General features: G+C 40.7%; 24 protein-coding genes, 1 tRNA gene and 1 riboswitch. Of the genes, 13 read left to right on the top strand and 12 right to left on the bottom strand.

All coding sequences use genetic code 11. The annotated features are described in order from the left end of the window. Positions 1-22: 22 nt before the first annotated feature. The 3 genes from EV146_RS09490 to EV146_RS09480 all read right to left on the bottom strand — a co-directional run bounded on the left by EV146_RS09490 (position 23) and on the right by EV146_RS09480 (position 1,365). The gene (locus EV146_RS09490; protein ID WP_121609152.1) at positions 23-337 is read right to left on the bottom strand and encodes a DMT family transporter; all 315 of its coding nucleotides are present in this window, start codon (positions 335-337) and stop codon (positions 23-25) included. Further along, the gene (locus tag EV146_RS09485) at positions 337-678 is read right to left on the bottom strand and encodes a DMT family transporter (RefSeq protein ID WP_121609151.1); all 342 of its coding nucleotides are present in this window, start codon (positions 676-678) and stop codon (positions 337-339) included. The genes EV146_RS09490 and EV146_RS09485 overlap by 1 nt, the downstream gene beginning before the upstream one ends. Positions 679-747: 69 nt before the next feature. Continuing rightward, positions 748-845: riboswitch (guanidine-I (ykkC/yxkD leader) on the bottom strand. Between the two features lie 94 nt (positions 846-939). Then, entirely contained in the window at positions 940-1,365 is a 426-nt protein-coding gene (locus tag EV146_RS09480) for a DUF2621 domain-containing protein (protein ID WP_121609150.1), read from the bottom strand. Between the two features lie 148 nt (positions 1,366-1,513). On the opposite strand from EV146_RS09480, the gene EV146_RS26965 reads away from it, so the two are divergent. Together EV146_RS26965 and EV146_RS09475 are read left to right on the top strand one after the other, a co-directional pair. Further along, positions 1,514-1,610, top strand: a tRNA-Sec gene (locus EV146_RS26965). A gap of 380 nt (positions 1,611-1,990) precedes the next feature. Continuing rightward, positions 1,991-3,007, top strand: a complete 1,017-nt coding sequence (locus EV146_RS09475; protein WP_132005169.1) for an SDR family oxidoreductase — start codon at positions 1,991-1,993, stop codon at positions 3,005-3,007. Positions 3,008-3,133: 126 nt separating this feature from the next. Here EV146_RS09475 and EV146_RS09470 read toward each other — a convergent pair whose 3' ends face one another. Continuing rightward, on the bottom strand, positions 3,134-3,985 hold the full coding sequence (locus EV146_RS09470; RefSeq protein ID WP_132005166.1) for an alpha/beta hydrolase: 852 nt from the start codon (positions 3,983-3,985) through the stop codon (positions 3,134-3,136). A 511-nt stretch (positions 3,986-4,496) separates the two neighbouring features. On the opposite strand from EV146_RS09470, the gene EV146_RS09465 reads away from it, so the two are divergent. Then, positions 4,497-5,909, top strand: coding sequence for a family 43 glycosylhydrolase (locus EV146_RS09465; RefSeq protein ID WP_132005163.1), 1,413 nt, complete (start codon positions 4,497-4,499; stop codon positions 5,907-5,909). A gap of 148 nt (positions 5,910-6,057) precedes the next feature. Here EV146_RS09465 and EV146_RS09460 read toward each other — a convergent pair whose 3' ends face one another. Further along, positions 6,058-6,855, bottom strand: coding sequence for a helix-turn-helix transcriptional regulator (locus EV146_RS09460; RefSeq protein ID WP_132005160.1), 798 nt, complete (start codon positions 6,853-6,855; stop codon positions 6,058-6,060). A gap of 191 nt (positions 6,856-7,046) precedes the next feature. Between EV146_RS09460 and arfA the strand changes: the two genes are divergently transcribed. From arfA to EV146_RS09440, 4 genes are all read left to right on the top strand, one after another. Further along, positions 7,047-8,570, top strand: coding sequence for an arabinosylfuranosidase ArfA (arfA, locus tag EV146_RS09455; protein ID WP_373566056.1), 1,524 nt, complete (start codon positions 7,047-7,049; stop codon positions 8,568-8,570). Between the two features lie 76 nt (positions 8,571-8,646). Next, complete coding sequence (locus EV146_RS09450) at positions 8,647-9,618, top strand: aldo/keto reductase (RefSeq protein ID WP_132005154.1); 972 nt, start codon at positions 8,647-8,649, stop codon at positions 9,616-9,618. A 317-nt stretch (positions 9,619-9,935) separates the two neighbouring features. Next, positions 9,936-10,649, top strand: a complete 714-nt coding sequence (locus EV146_RS09445; RefSeq protein WP_158287066.1) for an SDR family oxidoreductase — start codon at positions 9,936-9,938, stop codon at positions 10,647-10,649. A 118-nt stretch (positions 10,650-10,767) separates the two neighbouring features. Continuing rightward, positions 10,768-11,655, top strand: a complete 888-nt coding sequence (locus EV146_RS09440; RefSeq protein ID WP_132005148.1) for a phytanoyl-CoA dioxygenase family protein — start codon at positions 10,768-10,770, stop codon at positions 11,653-11,655. Between the two features lie 363 nt (positions 11,656-12,018). Here EV146_RS09440 and EV146_RS09435 read toward each other — a convergent pair whose 3' ends face one another. Further along, positions 12,019-12,606 (bottom strand): hypothetical protein, encoded by a 588-nt coding sequence (locus EV146_RS09435; RefSeq protein ID WP_132005145.1) that lies wholly within the window; start codon positions 12,604-12,606, stop codon positions 12,019-12,021. A gap of 589 nt (positions 12,607-13,195) precedes the next feature. On the opposite strand from EV146_RS09435, the gene EV146_RS09430 reads away from it, so the two are divergent. Further along, positions 13,196-14,008, top strand: coding sequence for a GH25 family lysozyme (locus EV146_RS09430; RefSeq protein WP_132005142.1), 813 nt, complete (start codon positions 13,196-13,198; stop codon positions 14,006-14,008). A 502-nt stretch (positions 14,009-14,510) separates the two neighbouring features. Here the strand turns inward: EV146_RS09430 and EV146_RS27530 are convergent. The 4 genes from EV146_RS27530 to EV146_RS09420 form a co-directional block, all read right to left on the bottom strand. Further along, a complete protein-coding gene (locus EV146_RS27530; RefSeq protein WP_181215845.1) occupies positions 14,511-14,660 on the bottom strand; it encodes a hypothetical protein in 150 nt (49 codons plus the stop codon). Positions 14,661-14,763: 103 nt separating this feature from the next. After that, positions 14,764-15,597 (bottom strand): permease, encoded by an 834-nt coding sequence (locus EV146_RS09425; protein ID WP_241993893.1) that lies wholly within the window; start codon positions 15,595-15,597, stop codon positions 14,764-14,766. Positions 15,598-15,647: 50 nt separating this feature from the next. Then, the gene (locus EV146_RS26960) at positions 15,648-15,806 is read right to left on the bottom strand and encodes a hypothetical protein (RefSeq protein WP_181215846.1); all 159 of its coding nucleotides are present in this window, start codon (positions 15,804-15,806) and stop codon (positions 15,648-15,650) included. A gap of 73 nt (positions 15,807-15,879) precedes the next feature. Beyond that, the gene (locus tag EV146_RS09420; RefSeq protein ID WP_132005139.1) at positions 15,880-16,203 is read right to left on the bottom strand and encodes an ArsR/SmtB family transcription factor; all 324 of its coding nucleotides are present in this window, start codon (positions 16,201-16,203) and stop codon (positions 15,880-15,882) included. Positions 16,204-16,504: 301 nt separating this feature from the next. Here EV146_RS09420 and EV146_RS09415 point away from each other — a divergent pair, with 301 nt between their 5' ends. From EV146_RS09415 to arsC, 4 genes are all read left to right on the top strand, one after another. Next, positions 16,505-16,924, top strand: coding sequence for a universal stress protein (locus tag EV146_RS09415; protein ID WP_132005136.1), 420 nt, complete (start codon positions 16,505-16,507; stop codon positions 16,922-16,924). 194 nt (positions 16,925-17,118) lie between these two features. Next, entirely contained in the window at positions 17,119-17,457 is a 339-nt protein-coding gene (locus EV146_RS09410) for an ArsR/SmtB family transcription factor (protein WP_132005133.1), read from the top strand. A gap of 11 nt (positions 17,458-17,468) precedes the next feature. Next, complete coding sequence (locus EV146_RS09405; protein ID WP_132005130.1) at positions 17,469-18,767, top strand: arsenic transporter; 1,299 nt, start codon at positions 17,469-17,471, stop codon at positions 18,765-18,767. A 28-nt stretch (positions 18,768-18,795) separates the two neighbouring features. Beyond that, complete coding sequence (gene arsC, locus EV146_RS09400; RefSeq protein ID WP_132005127.1) at positions 18,796-19,215, top strand: arsenate reductase (thioredoxin); 420 nt, start codon at positions 18,796-18,798, stop codon at positions 19,213-19,215. 353 nt (positions 19,216-19,568) lie between these two features. Here the strand turns inward: arsC and EV146_RS09395 are convergent, their stop codons facing one another. Beyond that, positions 19,569-20,051 (bottom strand): YdbL family probable chaperone protein, encoded by a 483-nt coding sequence (locus EV146_RS09395; protein WP_132005124.1) that lies wholly within the window; start codon positions 20,049-20,051, stop codon positions 19,569-19,571. 267 nt (positions 20,052-20,318) lie between these two features. On the opposite strand from EV146_RS09395, the gene EV146_RS09390 reads away from it, so the two are divergent. Continuing rightward, the gene (locus tag EV146_RS09390; RefSeq protein WP_132005121.1) at positions 20,319-21,164 is read left to right on the top strand and encodes an MBL fold metallo-hydrolase; all 846 of its coding nucleotides are present in this window, start codon (positions 20,319-20,321) and stop codon (positions 21,162-21,164) included. A gap of 336 nt (positions 21,165-21,500) precedes the next feature. Here the strand turns inward: EV146_RS09390 and EV146_RS09385 are convergent, their stop codons facing one another. Beyond that, complete coding sequence (locus EV146_RS09385) at positions 21,501-22,328, bottom strand: YitT family protein (protein WP_132005118.1); 828 nt, start codon at positions 22,326-22,328, stop codon at positions 21,501-21,503. Positions 22,329-22,580: the final 252 nt, after the last annotated feature.

The following is a 22,580-nucleotide window of genomic DNA, read 5'->3' as shown; positions in this document are numbered from 1 at the left end:
AATCCCCTAAATGGGGATTTTTTCATGCAGCCAGCTTGAGCCCGATGGCCGAACTTAATACAATGGCAATAAAGAGGATTCGTTTCCAATCTTTTGATTCTCCAAAAAACAGCATCCCGATGATCGCTCCGCCAGAAGCACCTATTCCGGTCCAGATTGCATAAGCGGTCCCCATTGATACGGTCTCCATCGCATAGGAAAGTAAAACAAAGCTGGCGCCAAATCCGAGGATAAGGAGCAGGAGGGAGTGCCACTTTCTGTCGTTATTGTATTTATTCATCATGGCGACTCCGCCTACTTCACAAAAGCCTGCAATAATTAAAGAGATCCATTCCATTAGGAATCAGCTCCTTCCTCAGTCTTTTCATCGGTCACTAGCTTTAAGCCGATGACTCCCGCCAATAAAAGGATAATCAGCAGAACTTTTTCCAGTTTAAAGGGCTCACCAAAAAAGAGGAAATCTGCCGCAGTCGTTCCTGCTGTTCCCAATCCGACAAAGACAGCATAAACGGTCCCGACAGGAAGACCACGTCCAGCAGTAATTAATCCGTAAAAACTGATGACGATAGACAAAATAGTTCCGGACCACTCCAGAAAGCTGTCCGCATGTTTTAGTCCTATGACCCAGAAGACTTCAAACAAAGCGGCGATTAAAACTTTAATCCAGTTGCGGTTCATATATGTTCACTCCTTAAGCTGTATTATTCCCTGAAAAACAGAAAAACCCGAAAGACCACTGTTTAACAGGTCTCCCGGGCTTTTATCCCTCCGTGTCACAGACAAAGCTGCGAGTTTTCTCTCGGACCAGCCCAGGCATTGCCTGCGGAACCCTAGAAAACATTTTATATGAAGCAATCAGTTTGTAATTATACTAGGTTATCAAAATTTTTCAACCCCCAGGGTCTGCCAATAAAAAAACCGCCCACTCAGGAGCAGCCTTTAAAATAAATGTTCGTATGGTTCAATGCTGATCTTGTTCTCAGACAATTTTTTACGCAGGAATTTATGATCCCGTTTCGGTGTCGCAAGGATGTAGCCGCGGATCACAAGATCCTGGCCAATCTTCGAAACCTTTTCTTTCAGGGCAAGCTCCCCGATCTTCCCGGCAATTTTATGCCTCGCCACATCGCGGAATAACTCCGGCACAGGACTGACCAGATCCTCCAAAAGCTCTTTCTGCTCCTGGGTCCAGAGATGGCGCGTCTCGTTCACATAATGCTCTTCCCAATCCATGTCGGACCTGCCATCCTGTTTCGGCATCTTCTTCAAGAACTTGCGGAACATAAAAAAACCGCCAATGGCCATCAACCCGGCAAACACAAAAATCCACAGCAAAATAAACCACAAAAACCATCCACTGAGCATCTATTTCACCTTCACTATCTAATTTCTCATACCTCATTATAGTATTAACAGGCAGTTTTAGACAACCCCAGATGGCAAGGCGGGAGGACGAAACAGCAAGGTTGATAAAAACAGGATGTCGAAGTATAATAGAGCATGTTCATTTTACGGGGCTGAATGGGGTACTGGTGTCCCCCACGGTCTTCAAAACCGCTTGTGACCTGCGTGCCAGGTCAGGTGGGTTCGATTCCCACGCAGTCCCGCCAAAACCTTCGATAAATGGATGTTAGTAATGAATAAAGTCAATTTTTTATACATATCGGTTGCTTAGGTATTTCTATAATTAAACGAAACGGTCTCGAATCTAATATGTTCATTAAAGCTCGCTTAATATTATTTAAGTGGGCTATTTATGTGGAAAATCCAGTTAATTTATGTAACGTAAATGCTTGATTGATCTCCGATTTTTAAGTAATAAGATATAGTTAGCTTTCTAAATAAACCAAGTCTGGTAAAATTAACTTATGCAAAATGAAGGCGCTTCCTTTAATAAAAAGAGAATTGCTTCTTGTAGGGAGCACTCGTAAATGAGGTTTCATTCAAAATTGAATATGAACTGAAAATTAATTTGGGGAGGTAAGTTAAAATGAAAGCACTATTTATCGGAGGAACAGGAACGATCAGTACGGCCATTACAAAGCAGCTGCTAGAGCAGGGTTGTGAATTGTATTTGTTAAATCGGGGAAATAGAAACAATCAATTGCCAGAGGGCGCCATTATCCTGGAAGCTGATATTAACGATGAAGCATATATAGCTAGTCTAATAGAATCGCATGATTTTGATGTAGTTGCTGACTTCATCGCTTTTGAGCCATCACACCTTGAACGTGACTTCCGCTTGTTTAATGGAAAAACCAAGCAATTTATCTTTATAAGCTCGGCTTCCGCTTATCAAACACCTTTATCCGATTATCGTATAACAGAAGGAACGCCATTAGCTAATCCTTATTGGAAATATTCAAGAAATAAAATCGCTTGTGAAGATTATTTATTAAAGCAGTACCGGGAATATGGGTTTCCTATTACCATCGTAAGGCCAAGTCACACTTATGATAAACGTTCGGTCCCACTTGGGGTACATGGCAGAAAGGGATCATGGCAGGTAATCAAGCGCATGATGGAGAACAAGCCGGTGATCATTCACGGGGATGGGACTTCTCTCTGGACGATGACTCATAATCGTGATTTTGCTAAGGGATTTATTGGGTTAATGGGAAATATACATGCGATTGGCGAGTCCGTACATATAACGTCAGACGAAACCGTCACATGGAACCAAATATATGGAATTATCGCTGATGCCCTTGGAGTAAAATTGAACGCTGTTCATGTTGCTTCTGAATTTTTGGATGCTTGCAGTTCAGAGGATTTTAGAGGCGGCTTAATAGGAGATAAAGCCAATTCTGTCGTTTTTGATAACTCTAAATTAAAGAGACTGGTCCCAGAATTTGTAGCCACAACAAGGCTCGATCAAGGAATTAAAGAGACCTTACAATTCATCATGGCACATCCTGAGTATCAAGTTGAAGATCTAGAATTTGACCTATGGTGTGACCGGGTGATTGAGGCATTACAGGATACCTTAAATCGTCTTAATGGTTAAAAAGGTAAAAGTTCTAATGGAAAAGGGGAGTTATTTAGTAAAAGACTCCCCTTGTTTTTATCTATACGCTTTTCCCTGAATTTTAAAAAACAGTAAAATAAAGCGGAAGGCCAGTTCTAACACTGTTTATAGACGATCCATTATGAATTCAAAAATCATATCCAATAATTCCTGACTCCAGAATGTGCCTTCGTGCGGTCCATTATTAACTTCAATCATATTGGCGTCCGCTCCAGTGTCACACAATTTATGGAACATATTAAGACTTTGCTCATACGGCACTACCTCATCATTATTCCCCTGCACTAGTAAAAATGGCGGATATGTAACTCCTTCTTTTACTTTATAAATTGGGCTCATATCCATGATAACATCCATATTCTCTCTTGGATTTCCACCTGCCAGAGCAATATCGGCTGGAGACGGATTATCTAGACGAGATTCCCGCTTTAACAAATCTGTGGGACCAAAGCAATCCACAACCAACTTAACCCGATCAGAAAAATCGGGATATTCCTCTGTTCGATACTTTGGATCATCACTGGTAAGCCCTGCAAGCAGCGCCAAATTTCCTCCAGAGGAAGTACCCCAGATACCTATCCTATCAGAGTCTATATGAAATTCTTCACTCTTCGATCTCATGAACCGGATGGCTGTTTTCACATCCTGTAAGCATGCTGGCCACGGATAGCCATCTAAACTATTACGGTGTGTGATGGTCGCAATCACATATCCTTTTGCGGCAAGCTGAGAGAGCTGGGGAATTTGGTAATACATATTTGGAAAAGTCCAGCCACTGCCCTGAACGAATATGATGCAAGGATATTTTTCCTGCGAGTCCTCAGGTATCTGTGGAGAAATTATTGTCATCTTCGTACCGACCCGTTCTGCCAGTGAAAAGACGATGTCTGGATAGATCTCTGCCAAGCCCTTCAAAGTCGGATTATCACTTATTTTCTTAATTGCCGGATATGCCATAGCCATTCACCCTCTATTCATTTTTGGTACATTTTAAATTCCTGTATTTATTTTACATCCTTAAAATTAAGACATCTTTTTAAGAAAGCTTTCAATGATTTTAAGCAGTTTCCCTCCTTGTGAAGCATTTCCACCCAGATAGGTAAATGATACACCGATCTCACCATTTATTGTTATTAGCAGCAAGATTCTATGAATAGATCAAGAGGTATTAAAACCGAAATTTTTTTAGTCATGAGTACTGTGAAGGCGCTCTTTTTTTTACGGGAGGCCTAAATGAATTTTCTCTCAGATCTTTATCACTAGAATCTTAGAATAGATCAATAACATATATGAAAAGGTCAATGCAGAAAAGTGGTGAACGTCATAAAATTTAGTTAAATATTTCGAAAACGCTTTATTTATTTAAATCTACTCTTTAAGTTAATGCCTTGTTGGGCAAATTTTTAAGTAAAAGCACCAATTGTGGTAAAAGTAACCTAATTTAATAACATCCAGGGAGTGTAATTCTATGAAGCTAGGATTCAATCCGTATTTACCGTCATGGGAGTATGTCCCTGATGGGGAACCATATGTTTTTAACGATAGAGTGTATGTTTATGGTTCTCATGATCGTTTTAACGGACATGTTTTTTGCCTAAACGATTATGTGTGCTGGTCGGCGCCTGTGGAAAATTTAGGAGATTGGCGGTATGAAGGCACCATATATAAAAAAACAGATGACCCGCTTAATCCTGATGGCAGGATGTGTCTGTATGCACCTGACATCACCGTAGGCCCGGATGGCCGGTATTATCTCTATTATGTGCTTGACAAAGTTCCTGTTGTATCAGTAGCCGTCTGTGATTCGCCGGCAGGCAAATACGAATTTTACGGTTACGTTCGATACCTGGACGGAACACGGTTGGGGGAAAGAGAAGGCGATCAGCCTCAATTCGACCCGGGAGTTTTGACTGAGGGGGAGAAAACCTATTTGTACACTGGCTTTTGTGCAGCAGGCGACAAATCCAGAAAAGGTGCCATGGTGACGGTACTTGGTCCGGATATGCTTACAGTCTTGGAAGAACCAGTTTTTGTTCTGCCAAGTGAGCCATACAGCAAGGGCAGCGGGTTCGAAGGGCATGAGTTTTTTGAAGCGCCGTCCATAAGGAAAATTGGAGATACCTATTATTTGATCTATTCCTCTGTCGCCATGCATGAGCTTTGCTATGCGACTAGCAAACATCCGACAGAAGGCTTTGTCTATCAGGGGGTGATCGTCAGCAATAGCGACCTTCATATCGATACATACAAACCGGCAGACAAACCCATGTACTATGGACATAATAACCATGGAAGCATTGTTGGAATTAATGGGAAATGGTACATCTTTTATCATCGGCATACCAACGGAACAGTTTACAGTCGGCAGGGCTGTGTTGAACAGATTGAATTTCGGGAGGATGGCACCATTCCCCAAGCAGAGATGACATCCTGCGGGCTAAATGAAGGACCATTAGAAGGTCGCGGAGAATATCCGGCTTATGTGGCATGCAATCTATTCTGCAACGAGGAGGAATTATATTCGGGTTCTTACGGTGCATGGATGGACGGACGGTTTCCGAAGATTACACAGGATGGAAAAGACGGGGATGAAGAACCAGGATATATAGCGAATATGAGGGATTCTGCTACAGCCGGTTTTAAATATTTCCAATGCGACGGTATTCGAAAAGTCAAAATCAAGGTGCGTGGGTATGCGAAAGGGACATTTGAAGTCAAAACATCGTGGAACGGGCCGGCCCTCGGAAGAATACCGGTTGAATTTACGAACATATGGACAGAATATTCCGCAGATATTATCATTCCGGACGGGATACAGGCATTGTACTTTACTTATACAGGAATCGGTAACGCGAGTCTCGCTTCTTTTACTTTGAAATAATGGGCAACAATTTCTTTTTTGGTCTCAAGACGCTATTCCCCTTAATACTAAAATCTTCCCTTGATTAATCTAGCCTTACTTGGATCAATCAAGGGGGACAAGTGAAAAGGAAAATTCTATATATGGCAGGCTAACTTTTAAACCATCTTTATTCGCTGGTCTTTAGCAGTTCATCGTGTCGACTGGCAACACGGTTGCGAAACTTGCCTGGAGTATATCCTGTCTTTTGTTTGAATTGTCGGCAAAAGTGTTCTGCATTATTATACCCACAGCGGAATGATATCTCAGCAATTGTATAGGACCCATGCATCAAATATTCTTTTGCTAACCGGATTCGGCTGATAATTACGTCATCAATGCAGGAGATACCAAAAGTGTTTTTATAGAGTGTTTGCAAATAGCCAGGACTAAGGTGGACAAATTCTGACATTTTAGGAACCGTCCAATTGATACTGGGATTCGTATAAATTTCTGTACGAAGTTTTACAAGATTATAATATTGCGGGGAAATTTCAGTCTGGAAGTAAGATTCCAACAGTTTATTAAATAGAATTCTTAATAAATAGTCTATGGATGATTCTTTAAAGTCTTTATTAAAAGAGTGCTCTGTCACAAGCAAGTGAAATAGATGATGGCAATATTCGGGATCACCCAGTGAAAAAGGGATGCCGCGCGGAAGCATCGTTTCAGTAACATAAGGTTCATCGGAATCGAAACGTATCCAGTTATTTATGTATTGTTCAGCACATGCCCGATAATATATTTTCTGATGAGGCTGGTACAATATGGCACTGTGTGCCGGATACTCCTTAATTTCACCATTGACCCAGAAAAGAGCTGGGGTTTTGGTGATAACGAGAAGCCAGCAGTCATGACCTTTAGGAATATCAAAAATAAAACTTTCTGTGTGAGTAGCATCAGTACCTACATAGTAAATATTTGTCATAGTCTCTCCTAAATTTTTATGATGCTTTATAACAAAGGGGAAGATACACTTTTGCATTCCCTATACAATCAAAATTTCACCTGGCAATCTTAGAATATATCCATTATATATTGAAAAATTGTAAAACTTAAAATTTTTTAAGGAATATTCTTATGAGAACGAAAAGAGTCACTATAAAACCTACTGGGAGGATGTTGAATATGGGCCAAAAGGCAAAAATGGTACTTGAAAAGGATTTTAAAATTTCGGAAATTGACAAACGGATATACGGTTCTTTTCTTGAGCATCTGGGACGTGCTGTATACGGAGGGATCTACGAACCTGGTCACCCGCAAGCAGATGAAAATGGTTTCCGCCAAGATGTGATGGAAATGGTAAAAGAGCTGCAGGTTCCCATCATTCGTTACCCCGGCGGTAACTTTGTTTCAGGTTACAACTGGGAGGATGGCGTAGGACCGGTTGAAAAACGGCCGCGCAGGCTTGATTTAGCGTGGCGGACGACTGAAACCAATGAAATTGGTACAAATGAGTTGATGAGTTGGGCTAAATTGGTAAATGCGGAAGTAAACATGGCCGTTAACTTGGGAACACGCGGAATTGATGCAGCAAGAAACCTGGTAGAGTATTGCAACCATCCAGGCGGCTCTTATTATAGTGACTTACGTATTTCCCACGGTTATAAAGAACCCCATAAAATTAAAACATGGTGTTTGGGAAATGAAATGGATGGTCCTTGGCAAATCGGCCATAAAACGGCTGATGAATACGGAAGGCTTGCTTTGGAAACAGCCAAGGCCATGAAGTGGATTGACCCAACAATTGAACTTGTCGCATGCGGAAGCTCAGGCCGCGGCATGCCGACCTTTGCAGATTGGGAAGCAACAGTTCTGGATCACACCTATGATCATGTTGAATTTATTTCGCTTCACCAATATTACGGCAATCGTGACAATGACATCTCCAACTACTTGGCAATGTCCGTTGAAATGGATGACTTCATCCGTTCCGTCATATCGATTGCTGATTATATAAAAGCGAAAAAACGAGGGAAGAAGAATATCAATCTATCTTTTGATGAATGGAATGTTTGGTACCACAGCAATGAAAGTGACAAGAAAATTGAACCTTGGAGCATTGCACCTTCACAGCTGGAAGATCATTATAATTTTGAGGATGCACTGTTGGTTGGATGTATGCTGATTACGTTATTAAAGCATGCTGACCGCATAAAAATAGCTTGTCTTGCCCAATTGATCAACGTGATTGCACCTATTATGACGGAAGAAAATGGGCCAGCCTGGAAGCAGACCATTTTCTATCCATATATGCATGCCTCCGTATATGGACGCGGCGTTTCTCTGAAACCCATTATTTCAAGTCCAAAATACGACAGCAAGGATTTTACGGATGTACCTTATTTAGAATCTGCAGCTGTATATAATGAAGAAAACGAACAGTTAACGATTTTTGCGGTAAACCGCCATTTACAAGAAGGCTTGGAACTAGAGTGCGATATTCGTAATTTTGATGGATATGAGGTTGTGGAGCATATCGTGCTCGAAAACGATGACTTAAAACAAACCAATTCAGCTAAAGGCACACCGGTAGCTCCACACTCAAATGGTAATGCAGTGATGGAGAATGGATTGGTTTCAGCTGTCTTGCCGAAATTATCCTGGAATGTAATCCGGCTTGCAAAACGTAAATCGTCTTGAATTGGTCTTTACGCTGGTTGGAAAATGAGTTAATGAATCGTGTAAATGAATAATTATAAAAAACTGGAGGGTCCAAATGAATAACAGATTACTTGGAAAAACAGGTTTGAAAGTTTCAGAGATTGGATATGGCGCCTGGGGGATAGGAAATACGGGATGGCGGGGAGCAAATGATGAAGAATCCATAAAGGCACTAAATAAAGCAATTGATCTTGGCCTGAATTTTATTGATACAGCCTTAGGTTATGGAAATGGTCACAGTGAGCGCTTGGTTGGACAAGTATTAAGAGAACGCCCGGAAACGATTTATGTATCAACCAAGATTCCTCCGAAAAATTTAAAATGGCCTGCTCCCGCTGGTATTCAAGCAGAAGAAGCATTCCCGGCAGATCATATTATTTCCTGCACGGAAGAGAGCTTGCACAATCTTGGTGTCGATATAATTGATGTTCAACAGTTTCACGTTTGGTCTGACGAATGGGTAAACCAGGGAGACTGGCTTGAAGCGATTGAAAAGCTGAAAAAGCAAGGGAAAATTAAATTTTTTGGTATTTCCATTAATGATCACCAGCCTGAAAATGCCATTAAGCTGATTGAAACAGGCCTCGTTGATACCGTTCAAGTCATCTATAATATTTTTGAGCAAAGCCCGGAAGATAAGCTTTTCCTTGCTTGTGAAAAACATAAGGTCGGTGTTATTGCCCGTGTACCATTGGATGAAGGGGGCCTTACCGGCAAAATTACCCCTGAAAGCACGTTCGAAGAGGGAGATTTTAGGAACCATTATTTTAGAGGGGAAAGAAAACGTGAAGTCTCCAACCGGGTACAAGAAATCGTAACAGATCTTAACATCTCGGTTGAGGATATGGCAGAAACCTCACTAAGATACGTTTTAAGCTCCCCTGCAGTTTCTACCGTTATACCCGGGATGCGTACCATCAGAAATGTCGAAAGAAACTGTCAAGTTGGGGATGGAAAAGGGCTTTCTCAAGAGTCGGTTAAGAAGCTGAAAACCCATAGGTGGATTCGGAATTTCTATCAGGCATAATCTGTTTACCTATAAAAGCGTCTATTGACAGGGCTCCAGCTCTCAATGTCCCGAGGATAGCAATGAAGACCAAATCTACTTATCAGAAGAATGAAGGAGCGGAGCCCTGCAACAAGGGTATGGCTTGAAAGTGTAGCAGTAGATAACATAATAAAGCAATTTTTCAGGTGTATTGCCCATATTTTAAAAACCAGAAATCACAAGGAATATCAGAAAACAAGAAAGCTTAGAAAGATTACAAATGGATGTATAGGTCGAATAAAAAATCTCATTTCAAGGATTATTGCGTTTCCAAAAAAAGGAGGTATCTGTACATAATGAAAAAAACCGCTTATATAACAGGCGCAGACAGAGGGCTGGGGCTTGCTTTGACAAAAGTTTTCCTTGAATCCAATTTTAAAGTTTTCGCCGGACGTTTTATGTCCGATTGGCCTGAGCTTGATGAATTAAAAAAAGAGTATGATGAAGATTTACACATTCTCTCATTAGATGTAACCGATCAACAATCAGTCAATGCAGCTGCTGATTATATAAAAGAACAGGCAGGACAGTTAGATATTCTTATTAATAATGCAGGGATTCTCAAAGACCGATCCGAGGATCTATTCGGAGAGTTTAATTACGAAGACATGATGAAGCTAATCGATACGAATACATTTGGACCATTGCGTGTTTCCAAGTCTGTCGCTCCATTGCTGATAAAAGGAACTAGCAAAATCCTTGCCAATATCTCATCGGAAGCGGCAAGTTTAACCGATTCCTGGAGAGAGAAGGAATATGGCTATTGCATGTCCAAGACCGCATTAAACATGCAATTAACGATCTTACAGAATCAATTAAAAGAGTATGAAATCAAAGTTTTAGCGTTCCATCCGGGTTATGTGAGATCGTATATCTTTGGCGAATTTAATCAGGATGCAACGATTGATGCCATCGAATCTGCAACGGGAATCAGGAACCAAATATTAAAATCTCCAGCGATTGAAGAGCATATGTTCATCGATTATCAAGGGAATAAAATGGCCTGGTGAAGGGTGATACAGCATGGAAATAAAGTCGCATTTTTAGGAGATTACGATGAAATGGCAGCGGTTTCATTAACGAGTCTAGTATTCAATCAACTTAATTCTTATTAAAGGAGATGTTGGGATGTTCACAGGGAAGGTTTTATCTCAAAATGATATTGAACAATTCATTGAACTAGGATGGGTTAAAGTACCCCAAGCTTTTGAGCGAAAGGCCGCATTAAAGGCCCAGGATTATTTGTGGGAACAACTGGAAAATAGAGGGGTTAAAAGATTGGATGAAACAACCTGGACTGAGCCCATGCTACGATTAAATGAAAATTACGATACGGAGGAATTCCGTGCTTGTGATAACGAAAGACTTTCCAATGCCATCGAGGATTTAGTAGGAACAGGTCGCTGGGTCGGCCGTGGCATACCCAATAATTGGGGATGGTGGCCTGTTAATTTTTCAGAAGGTTCCCATCAGGAATGGGACGTGCCAACTAATGGATGGCATTGGGATGGGATCCATTTTAAACATCGCGTAAATAGTCCTGATCAAGGTCTGCTTTGTTTATGTATTTTTTCGGATATTGGTCCCCAGGGTGGAGGTACATTAGTGGCAGAGGGATCACATAAAGTGGTAGCCCGATACTTGGCTGACCAGCAAAATGGTGTCACTCTCGAGGAAGGAATCCAAGCGGTGAATAAAGCTCATGAATGGTTTGGCATCCTTACAGGTCAAGAAGAGACCTCTTCATCAATCAAGGATACAAACCGAATTGATTATTTTATGAATAAAACCGTTAAGGTGGATGGGGCAAACCTAAGAGTCGTCGAAACGATTGCAGAAGCAGGAGATGTATTCCTTTGTCATCCTTTTCTCTATCACTCATCCTCTCAAAATCATTCAGGTATTCCTCGTTTTATGTGCAATCGGACAACTCCGTTAGCGGAGAACTTGAACTTAAGAAGAATAAATGAGAAAGACTATTCACCTCTGGAAATTAGTATTCGGAAGGCCTTGTAAACTCAGGGAAAAGCCCGACTATGTGGTATTCTATCCATTAAAAATAGGCTATTTTTCTTATTTGAATTATTTCACCCTATTATACTAAAGTGCACCACTCAGCTGTATATCGAATGTATGTTGGTTTCATACATTTTAGACCGATTAAAGAAGTGTATTAATTACCCTGGGAGTAAAGCAAAAAGAAAGTAAGAACATACAATGTAGGTAAGGTATCAAGAAGAAAAATGCGAAATGCTAACCTAAGATACAATGAAGATATTAAATCTGGTGGCAATTTTGTACAGTATTGAAGACCTATTTCGGGAATAGGAAAAACAGGCTAATTCAGCCTGTTTTTCATTTTATAATTCCGAATACCGATTATTTGTTCTGTTCGATTCCTAAGGAAACGGTGGCCAATGGAGCTACACCCTCTCCTTCTTCAAGGATAACAAGGAACGTTCCTGGCTTGTCTCCCCTGAAGCTTTCTTCGCTGATAGTGTTCTTTAGCGTCTCGCTCTTATATTGAATGATCTGCTGGTTGGAATTCAGGTCGTTTGTCGTCCTTTCAACTTCCTTTGCATCCTTCGGGATTACCTTCTCGATAAAGGCCATCATCTCTTCTTGTGATTTAGGCCCATCCGGGTTCGACCCGAAATGAAGCTCCATGTTCACCGCCCGGTGGTTTTCGAAGGTGACGATGAGAAAATCTTCCTGGTAATTGGCGATTTCTTCGTCTCCCTCCGGCTCTCCGTATTCTTCGTTAAAGTTTTCCCGCGTGTCCCCAAGGCCAGCTGTTTCGGTAATTCTCTCCTCATCCGGAGGTGGGGCCTCGGTTTCCGCTTTTTGCTCTTCCAGGGATGGATTGGTGACATCCTCATCCTTCACAATCTTCTCCTTGTCCGAATTGCATGCCGACAGGGTCAAGAGAATGGACGCGAGTAACGGAATCGCTAATCGTTTTGCCAATATTCATCATCCTTTCTGAATCTCCCATTAATGTGAAAATACCCTCCTGCCACGAAGATTAATCAGGTGAATGAAAAGAAAATTACTAAAGGGCTTACGAACCACGGCCGGAGGGTTTAATTATGTTTAAAAAACAAAACCCAAGTATTAGATAATACAGTGTTCTCAGCATTATTTTTATAAACCTTTAAGCAAGATGAACACTCAATAAGTCATCGGTAAATGATTCATTCACACAATGTAATTTGATAACGTAATTCACTTTTCCCTAAAAAAGATGTGAATGCTTAGTTATTGTTTATTTATAAATCCATTATTACATTGGATCATTTCTTAAATAGAGGGGTTCGTCAGGTGGCCAGATCTACGGTTCAGGATAGCTTCCAGTTGTAGAGAAAAACTTCCCGTACTCATATGGTTTTTATTTTTGGGCCATTGTATCATGAAATTGTTTATTAAAAATATATACATATTGTGAATTATGTAATTTGAAAGGCGGTACCTTTCATTCGCTAAAATTCTTTATATTTTATGTTTTTAAAAGTAGGCCCATAGGAATTTGAGACCCGTCGAAAGGAGAGGGAATGTAATGAACAAAGACCTCATTGCGGATATATCACACCACCAGCTATCCCATGATATTGACTGGGCCGAAGCGGCCAAAGAGGTGGCATTGATGATCATTCGCGTACAATATGGCTCGAATACAATTGATCGTGAATATAAGAAACATGTGGCGAATTGTAAAAAATACAAGATTCCGTTTGGTCATTACGCCTATGCCCAGTTTGTCAGTGTGGCTGATGCCAGAGTTGAAGCAAAACATTTCCTGGAACGAATTGATAATGATGCGAAGTTCCTGGTACTTGATGTGGAGGAATGTACTACGGGCAAGGATCAGATCGTTCCAGCAACACAGGCGTTTATTGATGTCTGCAAGAAGGCCGGATGGAAAATCGGCCTGTACACCGGACATCACTTTTATAAACCTTACGGGATGGACAGGGTAGCTGCGGATTTTTTGTGGATTCCACGTTACGGCAAGAATGAAGGAAAACGAGATTTAAAGCCTGACTATGACTGTGATTTATGGCAGTACACTGACAGGGGCAGGGTCAACTGGTACGGAGGTAACCTGGATTTAAATCATATTCATAGCCCGAAAACACTTCAATGGTTTATTGGAAAAGAGGAGAATGTTTCAGGACTTCAACTGGAAAAAGAACAAACTTTCTCAAATTACTCAGGCATGGAATCCGTAAAAATGTATAAGGTGAAGCCTGGGGATACATTGGGTGAACTAGCTGTCCGCTTCCATACGACTGTCAGCAAGCTTCAAAAACTGAATGGCATTGCCAATCCTGACAAGATATATGCTGGGCAAAAGTTAAGAGTAAGGTAACATAACTCCAAACAATAATTTAGGATATTAATAATAGTAGAAGAATCACCAGCTTCTCCTTAAGCTGGGCCGGCCCCCCTCCCTATACTATAAGAACAACATTCTGGAAAAAATAAGGCATGTGCCTTCGAGCGTTACCCTCCGCGAGAACGGAGAGTGGGCGTTCCTCCTCTATGTTGACGAGGCATTGTTCGATACCCTTGTAATGGACATCAGGGAATGAGAAAAACCGCGCTACTTGGGCACGGCTTTTTTGGTGGCTTACTTTCTTTTCAACTATCATAATGAGGAATATGATCCCCATTATGAAGCCTAGCAGGTATGTAACAAAGGACTTTGATAATGTAATGTAGATACTAATGGATTGGATTGATATTCTTGTTGATACTTCTTTAGCTTTTATTTTAAAAAAACATAAAAACTAAATTAATGTCTGAAGGGGAGGTTTGCCCATTCAGGAGTTGTAGCACCATTTTAATTCGAAAATAAGTATTCAATCAGATTATCCGCAGCAAAAAACATTATTCGGCGTGTTTGAACTGCAGCATGAATCTTTGCTTTCTTCTCCTTCTACTTCTACTTCTTTGATTTCCACTCCGCAGCACTCAGAATCAGCCTTTTTTCCTGATATCTTTCTAATGAAGTCGAACATTTGGAATTCACCTCCTTTCAAGGACATTTTTCAATTTCCAAGACTTAAGTGATGCCAGCAGTGATGACAGTCTTGCTTAACTATTTTACATGCTGTTTTTTACTTAAATGAGATAGAAAATGAATCCGGAAACGGTGCTCATGGTAATGACAGAAAGGATAAAGGCTATGACTAGCTGCTTTTTGAAAATTGATTTTAATAGAATCACTTCAGGGAGGCTTGCTCCGGCGGATGAGATCATCATAGCCATCACAGGACCAAGGGCCATTCCTTTTAAAATCAATATTTGGGATATTGGGATCATGCTTGAAAGGCGGATATATAACGGGACCCCAACCACGGCTGCAACCGGGATAAGCCACCAGCTATCGTGCCCCATCCATTTTGCGATGAATTCTGAGGGCACCAGTCCGTGAATGGCAGCGCCAATGGCGGCCCCGATCAATAGATAAGGATAAACGCTTTTCATCAGTGACCATGTTTCATTGAGAGCATAAGACCAGTTGAATTTCTGCTTTGAATCATCGTAACCCGTCATGACTACGTTTTTTACATACTTTTGGAATCCTAATTTATCCAGGGTGAACCCGATTGCGATACTAAAAACAGTTGTGGCAATCGTGTAAATCGCTGTTACTTTCCATCCCATGACAACTCCCATTACCGTCAGGATGGTTGGATCGAGAACAGGTGAGGCAAATAAAAAGACCATCGTTATCGAAAAGGGAATCCTGTTCTTCAGCATATTTACAACCACCGGAATAGTGGAGCAGGAACAAAAAGGTGTAATAAAAGCGAAGAAGATAGCAATCATGCTAGCCAGCAGTTTATTGGACTGTGCCAGCTGGATTTCAATTTTTTCATAGGGGATAAATCCCTGAAGCAAGCTGATGATGAATGAAATCAGAACAAACAAGGCAGTCAGTTCAAGCGCAATTCACAAAAAGCTTTCGATAAATTCAAACATTTTGATTTACACCTCCTTTATTAAGCTTCACAAACGCAGACGCAGCATGGGGGTTTATGGTCAGGCAATGGCTGTGGCGCTTTTTCCACTTGCCTATTTTCATAGAACCGCCAAGCACTTTTTGCCCTGTTTTCGATTTCTTTTGCTTCAAACCAAACATAACCTTCACGAAATAACATTTTCAACACTCCTTTATCAAAATAAGTTGATGTATTAATCAAAAAAAATTGATTAAATGGGTAAAAGTTAAACCTAACATGAGCTAGGTCTAAACAGGCAGCAAAGCTCTGGTGATAGCAAATGATTAATTTCTTGTTCGTTGATTTTGTAATAACTCCAGGTTCCCCGGGTTTCTTTCAGGATGAGGCCAGCATCAAGTAATATTTTTAAGTGGTAGGAAAGCTTGGACTGCGGCATCTCGATCATTTCGCTGAGATCGCACACACAGATTTCTCCCTGGCAAAGAAGGTTTAATATATGCAGCCTTTTTTTATCGGCGAGGGCTTTGAATTTACTTTCGTAAGCAGAAAACGTGCTCTCTAATGAAATGTCTTTTAACGGAATGTTATTTTCCAATTGAATTACTCCTTTAATCAAAATTATTTGATGTACTGTATTATATATCCAACATTTCCAAATATGCAACTTATTTAATCAAAAAAAATTGATTTTATAGAGATCGCTTAAGTGAAAGTCTCCAAAAGAAGAGGGGTAAAGTAACTTAAGCATGGCATTCCGAAGCCATTCACGGAAACTGTATCAAAATCGAAGAAAATGGATTTTGGGTATATGTAAAAGGAATAAAAGCTGATTGTACAGAATTAGTTAATATGCTGGCCAATAAACCCAGGACCAATGGAAAGGGAGGTTAGGGAGCATGTATAAAAAAATCCTATTAGCTGCGGATGGTTCTGAGCATAGCAAAAGGGCTGCAGATAATGCGATCAACCTTGCGAGTTGCAACCCCAATTCCAAACTGGAAATCGTCTATGTTGTTGATCATGACAAAGTAAAATCAGAGGTTTTAAGCAATTGGAATTCGGCGGAATATAAAGACAAGCGGAAAGATCGAATGAAGTATGTGGAAAAGATGGCCCAAAAGGCAGGAATCCACTATGAAATTAAAATGCTGCAAGGGGATCCTGGACCTGTCATTGTTGATTACGTGAATAAAAATCGATTTGACCTCGTTGTTATTGGCAGCAGAGGTCTTAACGGGCTTCAGGAATTCGTATTGGGAAGCGTCAGCCACAAAGTCGCTAAACGGGCGAATTGTCCGGTTTTAATTGTTAAGTAAAGGACAGAATACCCTTTCCAAATCTGTCCTTTTTTCAATTGAATAAGGTTCTTTCATGCTTTCAAGAGAGGCTTTTATGCTTGTAAGATGTATAGCACTTTGTCCTGATCGGGATAGTAATATAATGTTGACGAACGTATATAAGCAATTTATTATATAAGCAGTTGATTATTTGATTATATGGAGGTGGAATCATGGAAAAGGACTCCTTGGAGAGTACTGCCAATATTTTAAAGCTTCTGGGCGATAAAACACGGCTCGCCATGATGGGGCTTCTGATTAAGAATGATTGCTGTGTCTGTGAATTTGTGGAAATCTTCAAGATGACCCAGCCAGCCATCAGCCAGCACCTCCGGAAATTAAAGGATGCCGGTTTAGTGAAAGAACAAAGAAGGGGACAATGGATCTTCTACTCCCTGAACCGGGATCACCGTTCTTTCCCATTGGTTCAGGATGTGATAAGGCATATTCCTGACCAGGAGGAGAAGATCATCCAGCTGGAACAGCAAGGTTTACGAATTACATGTAATTAATGGAGGTTCTTATGTTACAAACAGTTTTAGCATCAGCCATCTTTCTGGCGACCCTTGTCCTGGTCATTTGGCAGCCAAAAAACCTTTCAATAGGCTGGTCAGCATGTGGCGGGGCGATTTTAGCGTTGCTTGTCGGAGTGGTTGATCTGCAGGATGTATGGGATGTAACGGGCATTGTCTGGAACGCAACGCTTGCCTTTATTGCCATTATCATCATTTCACTGATCCTGGACGAAATTGGTTTCTTTGAGTGGGCGGCGCTTCATATGGCCAGGGGAGCTAAAGGAAACGGAATTAAAATGTTCGTCTATGTTTCCATCCTGGGAGCGCTTGTGGCTGCCTTTTTTGCGAACGATGGGGCGGCACTGATCCTGACACCAATTGTCCTTGCGATGGTTCGTGCATTGAAGTTTGACGAAAAGATGGTCTTTCCGTTCATCATCGCAAGTGGATTCATTGCCGACACAACCTCGCTTCCGCTTGTTGTCTCCAACCTGGTGAATATTGTATCAGCAGACTTTTTTGGAATTGGTTTTGCCGAATTTGCATCTAGAATGATTGTACCTAACCTCTTCTCATTGGCAGCAAGCATCCTGGTTTTATATCTTTATTTCCGTAAAAGCATTCCGAAAAAGTATGATCTTTCCAACCTGAAAAAACCGGAGGAGGCCATCAAGGATAAAAAGATGTTCTCCCTCTCCTGGATTGTGCTTGGAATCCTGCTAATTGGTTACTTTGCAAGTGAGTTCCTTAATATTCCTGTTTCCTTTATTGCTGGCATTGTGGCGATCTTCTTTCTGTTCATGGCAAGAAGAAGCCGTGCCGTCAATACAAAAACAGTCATCAAAGGCGCGCCATGGGCCATCGTATTTTTCTCCATCGGAATGTATGTAGTGGTCTATGGACTCCGGAATGTCGGACTGACGAATGTTTTGGGAGACCTGATCCAGGTTGCAGCAAATCAGGGATTGTTTGCAGCGACAATTGGTATGGGCTTCATCGCCGCCATTCTATCATCAATCATGAACAATATGCCGACTGTTATGATTGACGCACTGGCGATAGCGGATACTAATACAACCGGAGTGGTAAGAGAGGCACTTGTTTATGCGAATGTGATTGGTTCTGATCTGGGGCCTAAAATTACTCCGATCGGTTCATTGGCGACCCTATTATGGCTTCACGTACTAAGTTTGAAAGGCGTGAAGATTTCTTGGGGAACTTATTTTAAAACTGGCATCGTCCTGACGATTCCTACCCTGTTTATCACATTAGTGGGTCTCTATGTCTGGCTTTTGATTATTTCATAAAATTTAACTTTCAAAGGAGCAATCAACTATGACTAAGAAAACAATCTACTTCCTGTGCACAGGCAATTCTTGCCGAAGCCAAATGGCGGAAGGCTGGGCGAAACAATATCTTGGTGACGAGTGGAATGTAAAAAGTGCCGGACTTGAAGCGCACGGATTAAACCCTAATGCAGTTAAGGCGATGAACGAGGCAGGAATTGATATCTCGAATCAAACCTCAGATGTAATTGACCCGGAAATCCTGAATAATGCCGACCTGGTTGTCACACTTTGCGGTCATGCAGATGACCATTGCCCAACGACTCCGCCACATGTCAAGCGCGAACATTGGGGATTTGATGACCCGGCAAAGGCGGAAGGGACAGAAGAAGAAAAATGGGCCTTTTTCCAGCGTGTTCGGGATGAAATCGGTGACCGCATCAAGACGTTTGCTGAAACTGGAAAGTAAGACGAAACAGCAGGCAGCGGTCTGGTGTCGACGAAAACACACGATGAACTTATATTCTTAACTGTAATGATATCCGTGGACAATCCTTCACAGGAATGAAACAGTGATGGAGGTATTGCCGCACAGTATTTTTCGCATTAAGTTGAGAATTGAAGGGACCGTAAAAACATAATGTAAATGACAGGAACCGCTGGGCTGTGAGGCTCAGCGGTTTTTCGTCGTGCAGCTAGAGTATCGTTATTAAAAGCTGAATCTCTCTATATATAAATTGACACCTGGGGGGAGTTAAACAATCAAAAGGTAATTTTGCCAAGTTCATTCTAAAAGCTAGTAGCCGGGAAAGCCGACTTTTTCTATTCCCTTACAGGGATAACGGAAAAATAAATTCCTGTAGATGGATCGATTTCTGCCTGAATGGAACCTTCAGGTGTTTCAAGGGTAATACTTTCATCCTTTGTGTACCCTGCGTAAACTAAAAAGTCTCTCCCTGAGTGGGTTTTGGTGTCGTAACTGACTTGCCTGATATTGTGCTGGGGATTTTTATCCGTTATTTTTACATATGAATCTGCCCGATACCAGGCATACTTGCCGTTTTCTTCAGCGATGTTCACTGTGGCAATCGCAATTCCGTCTTCATCAGGTACCGGGTCTTTGTAAACGACAAAATGCTCCCCGCCATTTTCCATCTCGCCTAACACATCGGATTGTTTTGCGTCTTCAAGCTTCAAGCCATATTCTATTGCTTCATTATCAGTATCAAACCATTTCAGTTTTTCACTATCCTGTGAAGCGCATCCAGACAGAGCAATAGTTAGCAATAGGATTAGCACCCGCATAAAACTCCTCCTTTTAACATGATTATATCGTACAGTAGATGGTAAAATATACAAATTATTGCTAAAAACTTCAAATAAATGTCACATGTGATCCCTTAGAAAAAGAAGCCAGGCAATATAAATCAGGCTGGAGAAATTTCAGATAGAATCGTTTTGTAAAGTGTTCATCCCCTGATAAAATTAAACCTAAAGCAATCAAAGGAAAGTACCTTCGAATTATACATAGTAAAATGAATTTAAAGATAATTCAGAGAAACGGGTGATATTATGGCGATTTATAAAAGCGGTGAAGAATTAATGAAAGAGGTGAGGGAGACAAAAGGTTTTGGAGACGCTGTTTCTTTTTGGAGCTTAGGACAAGCGGGGATTCTCTTAAAAGGGAAGGAAGAGGATGGGCTCCTCTGTATCGATCCTTATTTAACTAGCAGTATTGAGGAATCGAATCCTGAGACAGAATTTAAGAGGGCATTTCCACCGGTTCTTAATCCGGCCATGCTCCAGGACTTAGACGGTGTACTGGTTACACACGGGCACGACGATCACCTGGACCTATCAACTATTAAAGAGATTGCAAGAGTTTCAGAATCCCAGTTTGGAATCCCGGCGCCCCTTGTCACGTTTGTTCAAGAACACCTCAAAAACAAGGATATTTATTCGGCCAAAGATGGTGAAGTGTTTAAAATTAAAGGGTTCAAGATTACGCCTATCCCTGCTGCCCATACGGAATATGAGAAAGATTCTTCAGGAAATCATTTATTTCTAGGCTACTTAATCGAAGTGAATGGAATTAGAATCTATCACAGCGGGGATACCATCGTTACGCCTGAACTGATAGAAGTAGTAAAAGCGTTCAAGCCTAATGTTGCTTTCTTGCCAATAAATGGCGCAGACTTTTTCCGCACATCACGGGGCATTATTGGAAACATGAATTCAAGAGAAGCAGCGGATTTTGCTGCAGCGGTAGGGGTGGATCTCCTAGTTCCGATTCATTATGATCTGTTTCCGAATAACCGCGAGAATCCGGCTTATTTTGTCGATTACTTATTTCAACACTATCCATGTCAAAAATTCCACATGATGGTTCCAGGTGAACGATTTATTTATCATAAATAATCAATTTTAAATTTTTGACCGGGATGCTGCTATGGATTTTAAAAGTATTTTGTAATTCTTCAGATAACATGCTTGTGGTTGAAAACAATAGAGGAGGAACCGAACCTGTTAGGGGTTAAGACCAAGGATCGGTTCTTTTCTTTTTCAAACAATCACAGGTCACCCCTGGTGAAAATGCTCGTATCAAAACCATGAGGATGTTAACGAAAAACAGAGTGACTCACTGAAGCATTTTGCAGGAACTCCGTCATTACAGGAAAGGTAGTTATGTAACGAACATGTTTTTAACACCACATTATAAGACCATTATCTTCATTAAGCTAATAAAAAAAGGTTTTATTCTATAAATCCCTCCCCAAAAACATCCCTGACATCATGAACTGAGACAAATGCATTCCTGTCAACGGCTGTGATAATTTTTCGAAGCTGGGTGAATTCTTGTTTGTTAATAATAATATACAAGATATTTTTTTCGGTTTTTGTATAATACCCGTAACCGGTTAAGACGGTAACGCCCCTTTTCATTTTATTATTTACCTCGTTTGCTATCTCATCGTATGACTTGGAAATAATCGTAACAGCCCTTTTAGAATTTAAACCAACAATAATAAAGTCTGTTACTTTTGTTCCAATATAAAGCATGACGAGGGTGAACATAAGTCCTACTATTCCAATGATAAAATAAGAAGAAAAAACAACAATTAAATCAAAGAATAGAAGCCCGTAACTTATATTCCATCCGAGGTATTGATTTGTTACTTTGGCTAGTATGGTTGTGCCGGCACTTGTGCCACCTGCACGAAAAATCAATCCTAGTCCTATTCCCGTAAGAATGCCTGCAAAAATACTATTTAAAATTACTTCATCCGAATTAATCGACCATGACTCGGTTAAGTATAATGATAATGAAATGCATGTAACAGCAATAATCGTGTATATAGTTGTGGTTTTGTTTAAAAATTTATATCCAATAACAATTAGCATTCCATTTAAAATAAAACTTGTTATACTAGGGGCCCATCCGAACAGGTGATAAAGAATAATGGAAATACCCGTCACTCCGCCTTCTCCAAAATGATTGGGAATGACAAAAATGTTAACCGATAATCCAAAAAGAAAAGATCCTAATCCAATAAGGAAAATGTCCATTAATGTTTTTTTCATCCTATATAGGTCCTTTCTTTGCCGAGGTTGTTTACTATTTTATTTATTCCATTAAAGAGTCGTTTTCATGAAAAATAATTGCCTCATAATTAGGGCCATTTGCCTGAAAAAAATAATTAAAAATATGGAGTACTTAAAATCAATTGTTTTGATGGGATCTAAGCGGATAATCGGAAAAGGTTTTTAGAGGAACAAAAAGCCCATTTCACTATAAAAATGCCCATTTGACCAATAGTTTCCATTTGACTGCCT

Source organism: Mesobacillus foraminis, assembly GCF_004340465.1.
Lineage (GTDB): Bacteria > Bacillota > Bacilli > Bacillales > Cytobacillaceae > Mesobacillus_B > Mesobacillus_B foraminis.
This window is presented reverse-complemented; position numbering and strand designations above follow the sequence as displayed.

Excerpts from the sequence above, each read along its gene's own strand:
- EV146_RS09490 (WP_121609152.1), bottom strand. The coding sequence starts at position 337 with ATGGAATGGATCTCTTTAATTATTGCAGGCTTTTGTGAAGTAGGCGGA.
- EV146_RS09485 (WP_121609151.1), bottom strand. The coding sequence starts at position 678 with ATGAACCGCAACTGGATTAAAGTTTTAATCGCCGCTTTGTTTGAAGTC.
- EV146_RS09480 (WP_121609150.1), bottom strand. The coding sequence starts at position 1,365 with ATGCTCAGTGGATGGTTTTTGTGGTTTATTTTGCTGTGGATTTTTGTG.
- EV146_RS09475 (WP_132005169.1), top strand. The coding sequence starts at position 1,991 with ATGAAAGCACTATTTATCGGAGGAACAGGAACGATCAGTACGGCCATT.
- EV146_RS09470 (WP_132005166.1), bottom strand. The coding sequence starts at position 3,985 with ATGGCATATCCGGCAATTAAGAAAATAAGTGATAATCCGACTTTGAAG.
- EV146_RS09465 (WP_132005163.1), top strand. The coding sequence starts at position 4,497 with ATGAAGCTAGGATTCAATCCGTATTTACCGTCATGGGAGTATGTCCCT.
- EV146_RS09460 (WP_132005160.1), bottom strand. The coding sequence starts at position 6,855 with ATGACAAATATTTACTATGTAGGTACTGATGCTACTCACACAGAAAGT.
- arfA (WP_373566056.1), top strand. The coding sequence starts at position 7,047 with ATGTTGAATATGGGCCAAAAGGCAAAAATGGTACTTGAAAAGGATTTT.
- EV146_RS09450 (WP_132005154.1), top strand. The coding sequence starts at position 8,647 with ATGAATAACAGATTACTTGGAAAAACAGGTTTGAAAGTTTCAGAGATT.
- EV146_RS09445 (WP_158287066.1), top strand. The coding sequence starts at position 9,936 with ATGAAAAAAACCGCTTATATAACAGGCGCAGACAGAGGGCTGGGGCTT.
- EV146_RS09440 (WP_132005148.1), top strand. The coding sequence starts at position 10,768 with ATGTTCACAGGGAAGGTTTTATCTCAAAATGATATTGAACAATTCATT.
- EV146_RS09430 (WP_132005142.1), top strand. The coding sequence starts at position 13,196 with ATGAACAAAGACCTCATTGCGGATATATCACACCACCAGCTATCCCAT.
- EV146_RS27530 (WP_181215845.1), bottom strand. The coding sequence starts at position 14,660 with ATGTTCGACTTCATTAGAAAGATATCAGGAAAAAAGGCTGATTCTGAG.
- EV146_RS26960 (WP_181215846.1), bottom strand. The coding sequence starts at position 15,806 with ATGTTATTTCGTGAAGGTTATGTTTGGTTTGAAGCAAAAGAAATCGAA.
- EV146_RS09415 (WP_132005136.1), top strand. The coding sequence starts at position 16,505 with ATGTATAAAAAAATCCTATTAGCTGCGGATGGTTCTGAGCATAGCAAA.
- EV146_RS09410 (WP_132005133.1), top strand. The coding sequence starts at position 17,119 with ATGGAAAAGGACTCCTTGGAGAGTACTGCCAATATTTTAAAGCTTCTG.
- EV146_RS09405 (WP_132005130.1), top strand. The coding sequence starts at position 17,469 with ATGTTACAAACAGTTTTAGCATCAGCCATCTTTCTGGCGACCCTTGTC.
- arsC (WP_132005127.1), top strand. The coding sequence starts at position 18,796 with ATGACTAAGAAAACAATCTACTTCCTGTGCACAGGCAATTCTTGCCGA.
- EV146_RS09395 (WP_132005124.1), bottom strand. The coding sequence starts at position 20,051 with ATGCGGGTGCTAATCCTATTGCTAACTATTGCTCTGTCTGGATGCGCT.
- EV146_RS09390 (WP_132005121.1), top strand. The coding sequence starts at position 20,319 with ATGGCGATTTATAAAAGCGGTGAAGAATTAATGAAAGAGGTGAGGGAG.
- EV146_RS09385 (WP_132005118.1), bottom strand. The coding sequence starts at position 22,328 with ATGAAAAAAACATTAATGGACATTTTCCTTATTGGATTAGGATCTTTT.